Below are 12,734 nucleotides of genomic sequence, written 5' to 3'. Positions count from 1 at the left end.
CGGCGTTTTATGGGTCAATGGGTCGCGATTTACCCCGAAAGATCCAGTACACGCCGACGGTGTAGATCAGCACCACGGGTAATACCACCAGCCCGGCGCCGTAGAAAAGGAACTGCAGGGAGGCCGGCGGCGCAGCCGCCTGATCGAAGCGCAGGTCCCCGGGCAGGATCCACGGCCAGAAACTGAAAATGAATGCGCAGAAGGCGGCGATGAAGATCAGTGCGGCCATGGGGTAGGCGAGTCGGTCGCGGCGCTGACGCACACTCAAGGCGATGCCGCCCGCACCCAACACGACCAGCACCAGCGGCACCATCACCCACTCCGGTGAGTCGGCCCAGCGATGGCTGATGTCCATCGATCCCATCAGGGTCCAGATGAAGCTTGCCAGTACGCAGGCAACGGTGAGGACCATGAGTCGCGGCAGCCACCGATAACTCCATTCGCGCACCCCGCCGCGGGTCTTCAGGACGAGCCAACCGGCGCCCAACAGCGCATAGCCCGCCACAAGCCCGAACCCGCCGAGCAGCGCGAAGGGCGACAGCCAATCCCAGGCGCCGCCGGCGTACTCGCCGTTGCTGATGTCGATACCCTCGACCAGGGCGCCGATCGCCGTCCCCTGCACAAAGGTGGCAACCAGCGAGCCGCCACTGAAACAGCCGCTCCAGAGTCCCCGCAGACGCCCGCTGCGGCCACGGAATTCCATGGACACGCCCCTGAGTATGAGCGCGCCCAGCAGGATGACGACGGGCAGGTAGAACGCCGAGAGGAAGATCGCATACGCCGCGGGGAAGGCCGCAAAAAGGACCGTTCCCACCACCACGAGCCAGGTCTCGTTGCCGTCCCAGACCGGCTCAATGGTCTGCATCATCTGATCACGCTGGACTGGATCGGCATTGAACCCAAAGAGAATACCCACCCCCAGATCAAAGCCATCCAGCAGCCCGTAGATGAGGATGGCGAACGCCAGTACCAGCGCCCAGAAGTGGACGAGATTGAATGCCTCCAGCGTCTGCATCAGATCCAACGGCACCCTTATACCCGCGCCGGCTCGACGACGAGACCGCGGTCAACCGGATCGCCCGTGATCTTTTCCGCCCCCGGGCCGGCCCTTAGCGCCCGCCAGATGTAGTAAGTCCCGGCCGGGAAGATCAACGAGTACAGCGCCACATAGACAAGCAGGGAGGTGAGGGCCGCACTGGTGGTCAGCGACGGCGTCACGGCGTCGGCGGTGCGCAGCGCGCCGAACACCACCCAGGGCTGGCGCCCGATTTCGGCGGTGAACCAGCCGGCGACGATCGCGATGAAACCACTCGGAAAGCTGATCGCCGTCGCCCATAAGAACCACCGGGGCGGTGCGCGCCCTTTGTCCATGCGGGCCCGCCGCGTCAGCCAGACGCCTGACCAGGACACGAACAGCATCACCAGCCCCATTCCGACCATGATCCGGAATCCATAGAAGGGGACGAGAAACGGCGGACGCTCATTGACGGGCACCGTGACAATGCCGGGCTCGCGCGAGTCAAAGGTCAGGCTGTCGAAAAAACTCCCCATGACCGGCACACCGATCTCGAAGGCATTGCGCTCAGCGGCCTCATCCGGCCAGGCAAGGAGCAGCAGCCGTGCGGGTTGTTCAGTCTGCCAACGGCCTTCGATGGCCGTGAACTTGCTCGGCTGATGGGCCTCGACATATTCACCGTTCAGATGCCCGATCACCAGCTGCAGGGGGATCAGTACCGCGGCCAACCCCAGCCCCATCCGCAGCATGACGCGTGCCCCCTCGGCGTGTCGGTGGCGCAGGGTGTACCAGGCACCGGTCGCCGCCACGCAGAACGCGGTGGTCAGATAGGCGGCCAGAATCATGTGCGGGAAGCGGACCCACAGGACTTCGCTGGAAAATATGGCGCCCCAGTCGGTGGGCACGAACTGGTTGCCCTGCATGGCGTAGCCGACCGGTACCTGCATCCACGTGTTGTTGGCGAGTATCCAGAACGAGGACACGGTGGTGCCGATCGCCACCATCAGACACGAGAAAAAGTACACGCCACGCGAGACACGCTGACGGCCGAAGACCATGACACCGAAGAACGTCGCCTCGAGCAGGAACGCGGTAAACGATTCGTACGCCAGCAGGGGGCCCTGAATGGGACCGGTGCGCGCGGACAGGGCACTCCAGTTGGTGCCGAACTGGAACGCCATGACGATGCCGGAGACGACCCCCATGACGAAGGCGATCACAAAGATCCTGAGCCAGAAATCGAACAGTTCACGATAGATCGGCCGCGACGTGGCGAGCGACAGCCCCTCCAGCGTCGCGAGCCACGCCGCCAACCCGATCGTGAAAGACGGGAAGATGATGTGGAACGTCATCGTGAACGCAAACTGGATCCGGGACAGGATCAGTGGATCGAGTTCCATACGCGGGTGCCCTAGTTCTCCAGCAGCTCGTACTGGGTTGGATTATCGGCGCACAGGCCCAGCTCGCACTCGGCGAAGGTCGATGCGGCATTGGCGACGACGATAAGGCTGAACAGGCCGAATGCCAGCAATGCAAGCCCGGTCGGGTGGGTGCTGCGCCGCTCGCTGGTGGTTCGGAATCCGCCATCGATGAGCAGCATCACCGCCGAGCCCAGCACGATCAGGCCGAACAGCAGCGCCGCCCAGGTGTAGAAGTGCAGGCCGATGAACGCATCACCGTAGCTGCCGGTACCGGGAGCGATGTGCAGAAAGATCTGGCGGACGGCGACGGCGAATCCGGCGAGTGCGCCCAGGATCACGAGGCCATAGTGCCGCGCCCGCTGCCCGTGAAACAGGTTGAGGACCAGGCCGAATCCCGCGAGGGCGAACCCGGCGCGCTGCAGCAGGCACAGCGGACAGGGCAGATCATCGTTGATTAGCTGATCGGTGAATGCGAACCCCAGCACGATGGTGATCGCGATCAATCCCAGGGCATTGAGGTTTTTTGAGAGTGACTCTGTCATTGCGCGACCCCTAGAAGTTGAGATTGAGCTTGTCGGTTGCATGGACGTTCAGCAGGTAGAGCGTCCAGAGCAGGCCGACCCCCCAGGTCGCGTGTGCCAGCGCGGGCCTGTCGAAAAAGACCAGCGCGAGCGCGATGGCAACGAGTAGAAAAGGCAGGACCATCATGAATGCGATTCCCCTTTTTTATGGTCGATACGGCGCAGATTAGTAATACCCGTTTGCACCGATCGAAGCCAGAAAAATACGGTGAAATTTACTGACAAATCCTGACGGCGGTCGCCGCCCGTCAGCACTCGCGACAGCCACGATGGGCGGTGGTAGTCTCAGAACCGATTCCCTTCCAAACCAATAGAGGTCGCCATGCTCGACAAGGTCAAAGCGTCCGGACACCGCAGTGTCGTCGTGAACGAGTACACCAACAGCGTCATCGATCCCGAGGCCCGCATGCTCGGTCCGGTCGAGGACGGTGGCACCATCATCGCCAATACGGCGCCCGGCTGCTGGGGCCCGATGATCACGCCAAGCCTGCGGGGCGGGCACGAGGTCACCCGTCCCGTCGAGGTTGTCGGTGCCCGAGTGGGAGACGGGCTTGTGGTGCGCATCCGCGACATCACCGTCACCTCGCTGGCAACCGCGTCGGGCCACGACAGTTCGCCCGAGGGGTTCTGCCTGGGTGATCCCTACGTCGCCGCCCGCTGTCCGCAGTGCGACACCCTCTGGCCGGCGACGCATATCGAGGGGATCGGACAGGACTCGGTGCGCTGTGATGCCTGCAATCAGCCGGTAAAACCCTTCGAGATCGTCCATGGCTATACCGTCGCCTTTGATGACAGCCGCCATGTGGGCGTGACCCTGCCCCCGGCCGCCGCCGAAACGGTGGGTCACGATGCGGATCATTATGCGGCGCTACCGGATGGCAGCCATCAGCACTCCGTGCTCCATTACGCCCCGGCCGACATGCCGGCGACGCTCATCCGTTTGCGTCCATTCCTCGGCCAGCTTGGGAGCTGCCCCTCCCGGGCGCTGCCAGACAGTCACAACGCCGGCGATTTCGGCGCCTTTCTGGTGGGCGCGCCCCATGATTACTCGATCACCCAGGCGGAGCTGGTCGAGCACAAGACCGACGGCCACCTCGACATTGATGCGGTGCGGGCCGGCGCGATCCTGGTGGCGCCGGTGAAGGTCAACGGGGGCGGGCTCTATCTGGGGGACATGCATGCCGGACAGGGCGATGGCGAAATCGCCGGTCACACCATGGACGTGGCGGGAAGCGTCACGCTGCAGGTGGAGGTGCTGAAAGACTACCCCATCGATGGCCCGGTCCTCTTTCCGCTGGTTGAAGACCTGCCGCCCATGGCCCGGCCATTCAGCGACGAGGAAAAGGCGAGGGGAGAGCGGCTGGCCAACCGCTGGGGCACTGGGCCCATTGAACCGACCGCACCCATCTCGGTGATTGGCACGGCCGCCAACCTCAACGACGCCATTGATAACGGGCTGGAACGCGCGGCCCGGCTGCTCGGGTTGTCCGTGCCCGAGGTGCGCAACCGCGCCACCGTCAACGGCGCCATCGAGATCGGTCGGGCGCCCGGGGTGATTCAGGTGACCTTTCTGGCGCCGCTGGCGCGACTGGATGCGGTGGGTCTGGGTGACTATGCCCGCGAGCAGTATGGTCTGGTGTGAACATGTCGAGTGTCGCCATTATCGGTAACGGCATCGCCGGCGCGTCGGTGGCGCGCCGGCTGGCCCTCACCAGGCCCGATGCCTTCAGCCCGATCAGCCTGTATGAAATCGGTCGCGGCCCCGGTGGCCGGGCCGCCACCCGTCGAACGCGGTCGATTCCCGAGCTGCGCATCAACCACGGGGCCCCTTATGCGGATATCTCAACCCGCACGGGACGGGAGCTGCTGGCATCACTGGGCGATGCCACGACGGCCTATACGGGGCCACGATGCACCCTGGATGGAGCGACCGGCGCTGTTGCGCCGCGCCGGCAGGAGCCTGGCACGGCTCTGATCACGGGCCGGGATAGCGAGATGGCGAACATCGCCGGCGATCTGCTGCGTGATGACGAAAACCGTCTGCTCTCACCCGTCACGACGCATTACTCGAGCATGGTCAGGGGCCTCAGTCGTGGTCGGGCATCTGACGATCCGTGGGTGCTGTCGGATAAAAACGGCGAGGAGATCGGACGGGCCGACTGGCTGATCGCGGCCGGCAGTGGCATCGCCCATCCGCGCTGGTCGGCGACGTTCGGCGGCGAGCCGCCGCTGGTCGGGGCTGCCTCCGACCTGGGGGATGCGCGGCTGAACGACGCCCTCGAGGTGGTGGCCCAGCAGACGGCGGCGCCGGTGCTGACGGTCCTGCTGTACTGCACGGGCGACCTCGCCGCCCAATGGCAGAGCCTGGCGTTCAGGGACGCAGTGGTCGCCGATCACGCGGTGCTCTCGAAAATCTCCATCCAGCCCTGTGGTGAGGCGCGCTGTGCGGTGGTGCTGCACTCCACCGGCGACTATGCCGCGGGCAACGCAGGCGTGCACGGGAGCTCGTCGAGTGCCGCGCGGGTGGGCGATGCGTCCTCGGATACTGCCCGGGAGGCCGCGATCATCGAGGAAATGCTCGTCGCGCTTGATGGCATTCCCGGTCTGCCGGCCGCCAGCAACGCCGACTACGCCTTCGGCCCGCTGCTGCATCGCTGGGGGAATGCCTTTCCGCAGGGCGAGCCACTGCCGCAGGCCCTGGCGGTGTGCCCCGACGCCCGTGTGGCGTTCTGTGGGGATTACGTCCGCACCGCCGCGCGAATGGGCAGCTGCGAGTCGGCGTTGGTGTCCGGTGTCGAAGTCGCCGATGCGATGGTCGGCACTTGCTCGCGCTAGTGCTGCGAGGCGCCTGCCTTGGGGTCGTCGTACGCGGCCATGGCGTCCATGAGAAGGGCGCCCTGGCCCTCGGGGTGACGGACCGCGACCTCGGCGCCGTTGCGACGGAGCTTGCCGACCACACGATCCACCGCCCCGACCGCGGAACTGTCCCAGAGGGTCGTGTGGGTGAGGTCGATGGTGACCTGCGGTACGTCGGCGGCAAAATCGAACCCTGAGAGGAAGTTGTCCACCGCCACAAAAAACAGCACACCGTTGACGTGATAGACACGGTGTTGGCCATCGTCGCTGTCCGTACAGGTGACGGTGATCTGTCGGGCCAGCTTACGCACAAAGAACACCGCGCTCAGCAGGACACCGGCCAGCACGCCCTTGGCGAGGTCATGGGTGAGGACAACGGTGGCGACGGTGACGATCAGCACAAAGGCGTCGGTCCGTGGCATTCTGCGGAGCATGCCAAAGGTACTCCAGTCGAAGGTGCCGATGGACACCATGATCATCACTGAGACCAACGCCGGCATCGGGATCATCGAGACCAGGTCCCCGAAGAAAACGATGAAACAGAGCAGATACACCCCGGCAGCGAGACTGGAGAGCCGTCCGCGCCCGCCGGACTTAACGTTGATGATCGACTGACCGATCATTGCACAGGCCGCCATGCCGCCGAACAGCCCGGTGACGCAGTTGCCGATGCCCTGGCCGATGCACTCGCGGTTTTTCTTGCTTGGTGTGTCGGTGAGATCGTCGACGATCGAGGCGGTGAGCAGTGACTCGAGCAGCCCGACGATGGTGAGGGTCAGCGCGGTCGGCAGGATGATCTGAAGGGTCTCGAGGTTCATCGGCACCATGGGGATCCCGAATACCGGTAACCCGCTCGGCAGTTCACCCATATCGCCGACGGTATTCAGGGGCATGTCCAGGAAGTACGCCACGCCGGTGAGCGTGACGATGGTGACAAGCGCCGGGGGAACGGTCCGGTTGATGTACGGGAACAGATACAGAATGGCGAGTCCGCCGATCACCATCAGATAGGTGGGTGTACCGTGGCCGACGAAATGCGGCACCTGGGCCATGAAGATCAGGATGGCCAGTGCGTTGACGAACCCCTGCATGACCGTGCGCGGGATGAACATCATGTACCGCGCGAGCCTCAGCCGACCGAAGACCACCTGCAGCACGCCCGTGAGTATTGTCGCGGCAAACAGGTATTCGACACCGTGCTCGGCGACCAGGTTGATCATGACCAGTGCCATGGCCCCGGTGGCGGCCGATATCATGCCGGGTCGTCCACCGGTGAACGCGATGACCACGGCCATTGAGAACGAGGCGTAAAGCCCGACGGCAGGATCGACGCCGGCGATGATCGAAAAGGCGATCGCCTCCGGAATCAGTGCGAGGGCCACGACGATGCCGGCGACAAGGTCGCCGCGCACGTTCGAAAACCAGCTGCGGCGAAGCGTCGCCCAATAGTTCGTCGCTCGATCAACCAAGTCGCTCGTTCCTTAATACTGCCGGTGAGGCCATCCGCGGGCGGGAGGCTGCGTAAGCTACGGCAGTTGCTGCACCGCGGCAAGTGGCGATGGGCGATGATGCCTGGTGCATCGATATTTCCGTTACCATGCAGCTTTATCGATCAACAGGCTGAGGAGCCATGCAGCAGCGCATTCTGGTACCGGTCAACTTCACAACCGCTTCGGCGCGGGCGCTTGCGGTCACGCGGGCCTATCACCCCGGCGCGGTCATCCGCCTGCTCTACGTGGTCAATCCGAGTGATATCGCCTCGGCGACGGCCAATCCCGTCATTAATCCGACCCACGCGCGGGATGAGCGCAGCAAGGCCGAGGATGAGGCCAGTCGCAGGCTCGCGACCTGGCAGCGCGATGATGAGGAGCAGGCCGTTGCGGTGGGCAACCCGGCGGAGACCATCAGTGATCAGGCCAAACAGTGGAAGGCTGATCTGATTGCCATGGGCACGCGCAGCCGGACCGGGTTTCAGCAATTCCTGCACGGCTCGGCGACGGAATGGCTCGTCCGGCATGCCGATCAGCCGATTCTGGTCGTGCACGATGTGGATCTGGCCGAGGAGCAGAAACGCCATCTGCCCCCGGTGGGAGACAACCCCGCCTGAGGCGGGGCTGCGGCTTTTATAGCGAAAAGCCGCCGTCGACGGCCATCGCCTGCCCTGTGACATGCTGAGCGGTCGCCAGATACACGGCGAGCTGGCCCATGTCCTCAGGGGTCTGGGCCTCACCCTGCGGGAGCAATGTCTTCTGGTGGCGCTCCCAGGATTCGGCCTCGGTTTCGCCTTCGTGGCGCCAGCGGCCGGCAAGGCCGTCCTCGCCGCGCCACATGCCGGTCCCGACAATGCCCGGGCACAGAGCATTCACCGTCACCCCCTCGGCGGCGACCTCCTTGGCGATCGCGTTGGTGAAGCCGATGACGGCGAACTTCGACGCGGTGTAGTGGGACAGGTCCGGGAAGCCGACCTTGCCGGCGATCGAGGCCACATTGATGATGCGACCGTAGCGCCGCGGCCGCATGACGGCCAGCTCCGCCTGCGAGCAGAGGAATACGCCCTTCGCATTGACCTTCATGATCCAGTCCCAGTCATCAATGGAGAGTTCGTCGACCGAACCAATGCTGAGAACCCCGGCGTTGTTGACGGCGATATCCAGCTGTCCCGCCTGCGCGACCACGCTGTCAATCAGCTCATTGACCGATTCCGGGTCGGACACGTCGACCTGGAAAGCGCCGCTGCGCCGGCCTGTCTCCTCCACCCGAGTGGCGGTTTCCCGGGCAATCTCGACATCGAGGTCCGCGATCATCACGTCGGCGCCGGCTTTTGCCAGTGCGATGGCGATTCCTTCGCCGATTCCGCGCCCACCGCCGGTGACCAGTGCCGTCTTTCCTTTCAGTTCCATGGGTCTTCTCCTCTATTGAGGTGAAATAAACCGTAATGTATGCAGGCGAAAAGGCGGGTCCGCGGTGGATCAACACCGTTATCCAACTGCATTGTTAAATCCGGGCAATCAATCCATTGTGTGGCGACACGGATGGCCTTTAGCAGAAATTTTCAAGGAAGATGGGTATGACAGGTACAGAAATGGCTGATTCATTGAGTCGCTGTATCGCGCAGTCGGAATATCCCGTGTGTACCATCCACGCCGTGCCGGAACCGCCCGGGCCGATGGTCTGCGATGTCAATGAGGCGTTCGCGCGTCTGATCGGCTGCCCGTCTGAGCAGCTGATCGCGACCCGCGCCGGTATGCCACCGGCGCCGCTGGGCGAGCGGGGGATGATCGACAACCTCAGGGCCAATTTATCCGCCGATAGCTGTCGTGTTGCGGTCGTCTGGGGCCTGCGTCGCGACGGCATCGCCTATCAGGTGGACTGTAGCGTCCTGCCAACCCGCGCACCTGGCGGCGAGGGTGACTACCTTGTCTGTATTTATAGCGACGTCAATTCATCTCTCGCGGCGCGGCAATCGTTGCTGGATGAAACGGAAAAACTCCAGGCCCTGATTGCATCCGTATGGGTGTCCCAATCCTTGGAGCCGTGCGATGCAGCGCCAGGGCCGCAACAGGCCACCGCGGCAACGCGCCATACGCTCGAGCGAGAGGCCGGGCGCCCTCGGGGAGGCGTCGCCTTTATCGATCATCAGCGGCGCATTCAGCGGATCGACGCCGCCTTCGAGACCATCCAGGGGCAATCGGCTGACGAGATCATCGGCCATGACATCGAGCGCTTCTACGTCGATCATGCGAGCTTTGAGCGCATGGGCGCCCAGGCTTACGGCCGGCGTAGGTGCGACGCGGATCCATCCATCTATTGCGCGGTGTTTGAGGCCTCCCGCGATGCGGTCATGCTGATGGCCGCGGAAGGGTATTTTACGGCCGTCAACTCCGCCGCGCTGGCACTCTTCGAAGTCCATGACTCCGGGCAGTTCCTTCGTGGCTATGCGACGCCTGCTGCCCTATCGCCCACGACCCAGCCTGATGGCGAACCCTCCGCCGACGCCACGCAGCGTTGGACTCAACATGCCCTTGACTGCGGCCAGTCGCTGTTCGAGTGGTATCACGAAACGGCGACGGGCCGTGTGTTCCCGGCGGAAGTCCAGTTGAGCCGGATCGATCTGGGTGATGATGTGATTGTTCAAATGATGGTGCGTGATATTTCTGAGAAAAAGGCTGCCATTAAGGCGCTTCAGCAGGCACGCGATCAGACCGAGGCTTACTTCCAAACGGCGCCGGTCATGATCCTTTTCATGGATATCACCGGAGCGATCACCGAGATCAATGAATACGGTTGTGAGCTGATCGGCCTCCCGCGTGAAGCGATCGTTGGCACACGATGGTTTGATGCCTTTCTGCCGCCGGAAGAAAAATCTCGCCTCGAGGGGGTCTTCGCGGCGTTGCGGCGAGGAGATACCCAACAAACGGAATACCATGAAAATCACATTGTGACGGCGAAAGGCGAAAAACGAACCATTGCATTTCGCAATGTCCCGTTCAGGGATGCCGCCGGTCAGGTTACCGGCATACTCGCCTCAGGCGTCGATATCACGCGGCAGCGCGAAGCGGAGGCTCACCTTGAATACCGGGCGGCTCATGATGAATTGACCGGGATCTGGAACCGGTGGCGGATGATAGAGCTTCTGAACGCCGAGATGCAGCGCGTTCAACGGCATGGCGGGGTGTTCAGCCTGATTCTGTTCGACGTGGATCATTTCAAGCGGGTTAATGATCGGTACGGTCATGATGCCGGGGATACTGTACTGAAGACGCTGGCGGCGCTCGCCAACCAGCGGCTTCGCCGGGTTGATGCCCTTGCGCGCTGGGGTGGGGAGGAGTTTCTCGTTCTGCTGCCCGCCACGGATGAGGCCAGTGGATACCAGGTAGCAGAAGCCCTGCGATGCGGCGTTGAAGGCGCTGACCTCGGTGTGCCAACACCAGTGACCATCAGCTTGGGGGTCGTTGGCTGTTACGGTCACGAGACGCTACGAGCACTCCTAAAACGCGTGGATGACTGTATGTACGCCGGCAAACGGGCGGGCCGTAACCGGACGGTGCAACAGGGGGCACGACCGGATTAACGCCGCGGCTGTATGAAAAGCCCCTGGGCAGGTGTAGCGTCATGGCGATCTGACCAAAGACAACGGAGTATCGATGTCTGAAAACGTGTTAATCGTCCTTACCTCGCACGATCAGCTGGGGGACACCGGGAAAAAAACCGGTTTCTGGCTCGAGGAACTGGCCGCGCCTTACTATGTGCTCAAGGATGCGGGCGTCTCCCTGACGCTGGCCTCGCCCATGGGCGGTCAGCCGCCGGTGGATCCGTCCAGCGACGCCGAGGAGAGTCATACCGAGGCCACGCGGCGTTTCGAATCCGACGCTGAGGCTCAGGCGGCACTGGCCAGCACGCATCGCCTCAGTGAGATGACTGCCGATGACTTTGACGCCGTGTTCTACCCCGGGGGCCACGGCCCGCTGTGGGACCTGGCTGAAGATGCCGACTCGATCCGTCTGATCGAGACCTTCATCACCCAGGGTAAGCCGGTGGCGAGCGTCTGCCACGCACCGATCGTGCTGGTTGGCGCCCGGACCGAGGCGGGTGAGCCGCTCGTAAAGGGGCGCGAGGTGACGGGCTTCACCAATGGCGAGGAAGCTGCGGTGGGCCTGACCGACGTCGTGCCTCATCGGGTGGAGGACGCACTGCAGGCCTGCGGAGCCGACTACGCCAAGGCGGATGACTTCGCGCCCTACGTGCGTGTGGATGGACAACTGATCACTGGTCAGAACCCGCCGTCCTCCGCACCGACCGCACAGGCGCTGCTGGAGTGGCTCGGGAAGCGGTAGGCGGCATGAAGGCGCGATGAGGGATGCCCATGCGTCGACGAACGAAAACCTGCGCCGAGTGTGACCGCCCCGGGGATGTCCTCTACCGGTGTCGCTACGGCGCAGGCTCCGACTGGGTTTTTGTCTGCGGGGCCTGTCTGAAAACGATCAAGCCGATGCATCCCGACTCGTATCAGTATGGCGGAACCTGGAAGAGCCGAAAGCGGTGAAAAGGCCCTCGGATAGTCACCTAAGCTTTCCTTCATAACAAAACAGTCAAGATAGACAGCTCAGGACTCGATCCAGGCGGCCGTTGACATAACGCGACCAAGGAGCCTGTTTGAGTCCCTACTTCGCATCCTTCAAGACTCGCACGAGCTCGGGAATGTCATCTTGAATGATGCTCCAGAGGGTGTCTTGATCTATACCCAGATAGCCATGTATCAGGCGGTTACGAGTGGCAATGATCATTCGCCACGGGATTTGCGGGCGATCGGTGCGAATTTCATGAGGTACATGCCTGGCGGCTTCCCCAATCAATTCGAGATTCCTTAATGTTGCGTCATAGGTTATACCGCTGGCTACAAAACTTTCTTGGTCCAGGCCATCGGTGTACGCGAGTACTTTCTCGGCGAACTCAGTCATGTCGTCCAGATAAAAACGCCATTGACGTTGCCCGCCTTCAGACATTGACTCGCTCGTGCTCAATAAATGGACGGAGCTCTGGGCGAAGTGCCTTTTCTGTCACTAAGTCGACTGGGCAGTCGAGGAGGTCCTCCAGGTAGAACTGCACGCCAAAGTAGCGTTTAGAGGTAGCCGGACCATCGAAGGCAACCAGTACGTCTACATCGCTGCCAACGTTCGTGGCGTCTCGGGCGGTTGATCCGAAAAGCGCGAGCCGAGTGACACCGAAACGAGCTTCGAGCTCAGGCTTGCTCTGTTTCAATAGCTCGAGTGCGCGGTGTTTGTTCATTGTTCTTCCTTAGACGGTGTCTTGATACCGCAAACTAACACTCTCTCAGCCGCCAATAAAAAACCCCGCCGCAGC

At 62.8% G+C, this 12,734-nt stretch carries 13 protein-coding genes; 5 read left to right on the top strand and 8 right to left on the bottom strand.

Annotated features, from left to right (window positions below; translation table 11 throughout):
- Positions 1 to 7: 7 nt before the first annotated feature.
- From cydB to FPL11_RS10115, 4 genes are read right to left on the bottom strand one after another with little or no spacing between them, the layout of a single operon-like run.
- Positions 8 to 1,015, bottom strand: a complete 1,008-nt coding sequence (cydB, locus tag FPL11_RS09175) for a cytochrome d ubiquinol oxidase subunit II (RefSeq protein WP_144348449.1) — start codon at positions 1,013 to 1,015, stop codon at positions 8 to 10.
- A 17-nt stretch (positions 1,016 to 1,032) separates the two neighbouring features.
- The gene (locus FPL11_RS09170; RefSeq protein WP_144348339.1) at positions 1,033 to 2,415 is read right to left on the bottom strand and encodes a cytochrome ubiquinol oxidase subunit I; all 1,383 of its coding nucleotides are present in this window, start codon (positions 2,413 to 2,415) and stop codon (positions 1,033 to 1,035) included.
- A gap of 11 nt (positions 2,416 to 2,426) precedes the next feature.
- A complete protein-coding gene (locus tag FPL11_RS09165) occupies positions 2,427 to 2,978 on the bottom strand; it encodes a disulfide bond formation protein B (protein WP_186295116.1) in 552 nt (183 codons plus the stop codon).
- A 10-nt stretch (positions 2,979 to 2,988) separates the two neighbouring features.
- Positions 2,989 to 3,144, bottom strand: coding sequence for a DUF5993 family protein (locus FPL11_RS10115; RefSeq protein ID WP_157809091.1), 156 nt, complete (start codon positions 3,142 to 3,144; stop codon positions 2,989 to 2,991).
- Positions 3,145 to 3,339: 195 nt separating this feature from the next.
- Here FPL11_RS10115 and FPL11_RS09160 point away from each other — a divergent pair, with 195 nt between their 5' ends.
- Both FPL11_RS09160 and FPL11_RS09155 read left to right on the top strand, forming a co-directional pair.
- Complete coding sequence (locus tag FPL11_RS09160) at positions 3,340 to 4,659, top strand: acetamidase/formamidase family protein (RefSeq protein ID WP_144348337.1); 1,320 nt, start codon at positions 3,340 to 3,342, stop codon at positions 4,657 to 4,659.
- A gap of 2 nt (positions 4,660 to 4,661) precedes the next feature.
- Positions 4,662 to 5,852, top strand: a complete 1,191-nt coding sequence (locus FPL11_RS09155; RefSeq protein ID WP_144348336.1) for an NAD(P)-binding protein — start codon at positions 4,662 to 4,664, stop codon at positions 5,850 to 5,852.
- Here the strand turns inward: FPL11_RS09155 and FPL11_RS09150 are convergent.
- The gene (locus tag FPL11_RS09150; RefSeq protein WP_144348335.1) at positions 5,849 to 7,342 is read right to left on the bottom strand and encodes a SulP family inorganic anion transporter; all 1,494 of its coding nucleotides are present in this window, start codon (positions 7,340 to 7,342) and stop codon (positions 5,849 to 5,851) included. The two genes, FPL11_RS09155 and FPL11_RS09150, sit on opposite strands and share 4 nt — an antisense overlap.
- A 161-nt stretch (positions 7,343 to 7,503) precedes the next feature.
- On the opposite strand from FPL11_RS09150, the gene FPL11_RS09145 reads away from it, so the two are divergent.
- Entirely contained in the window at positions 7,504 to 7,980 is a 477-nt protein-coding gene (locus FPL11_RS09145; RefSeq protein WP_144348334.1) for a universal stress protein, read from the top strand.
- A 16-nt stretch (positions 7,981 to 7,996) separates the two neighbouring features.
- On the opposite strand, the gene FPL11_RS09140 is transcribed toward FPL11_RS09145, so the two are convergent.
- On the bottom strand, positions 7,997 to 8,773 hold the full coding sequence (locus FPL11_RS09140) for an SDR family NAD(P)-dependent oxidoreductase (RefSeq protein ID WP_144348333.1): 777 nt from the start codon (positions 8,771 to 8,773) through the stop codon (positions 7,997 to 7,999).
- A 167-nt stretch (positions 8,774 to 8,940) separates the two neighbouring features.
- Between FPL11_RS09140 and FPL11_RS09135 the strand changes: the two genes are divergently transcribed.
- Together FPL11_RS09135 and FPL11_RS09130 are read left to right on the top strand one after the other, a co-directional pair.
- Positions 8,941 to 10,944: a sensor domain-containing diguanylate cyclase gene (locus FPL11_RS09135; protein WP_159308478.1), complete on the top strand. Its 2,004-nt coding sequence runs from the start codon at positions 8,941 to 8,943 to the stop codon at positions 10,942 to 10,944.
- A 73-nt stretch (positions 10,945 to 11,017) separates the two neighbouring features.
- Positions 11,018 to 11,707, top strand: coding sequence for a type 1 glutamine amidotransferase domain-containing protein (locus FPL11_RS09130; RefSeq protein ID WP_144348331.1), 690 nt, complete (start codon positions 11,018 to 11,020; stop codon positions 11,705 to 11,707).
- A 327-nt stretch (positions 11,708 to 12,034) separates the two neighbouring features.
- Here the strand turns inward: FPL11_RS09130 and FPL11_RS09120 are convergent, their stop codons facing one another.
- Positions 12,035 to 12,376, bottom strand: coding sequence for a HepT-like ribonuclease domain-containing protein (locus FPL11_RS09120; RefSeq protein ID WP_144348329.1), 342 nt, complete (start codon positions 12,374 to 12,376; stop codon positions 12,035 to 12,037).
- Entirely contained in the window at positions 12,369 to 12,659 is a 291-nt protein-coding gene (locus FPL11_RS09115) for a nucleotidyltransferase family protein (RefSeq protein ID WP_110882715.1), read from the bottom strand. The genes FPL11_RS09120 and FPL11_RS09115 overlap by 8 nt, the downstream gene beginning before the upstream one ends.
- Positions 12,660 to 12,734: the final 75 nt, after the last annotated feature.

The sequence above is a fragment of the Spiribacter aquaticus genome (genome assembly GCF_007625215.1).
GTDB classification, from domain to species: Bacteria; Pseudomonadota; Gammaproteobacteria; order Nitrococcales; family Nitrococcaceae; genus Spiribacter; species Spiribacter roseus.
The sequence above is the reverse complement of the archived record's forward strand: the minus strand, read 5'-3'. Positions and strand labels throughout refer to the sequence as shown.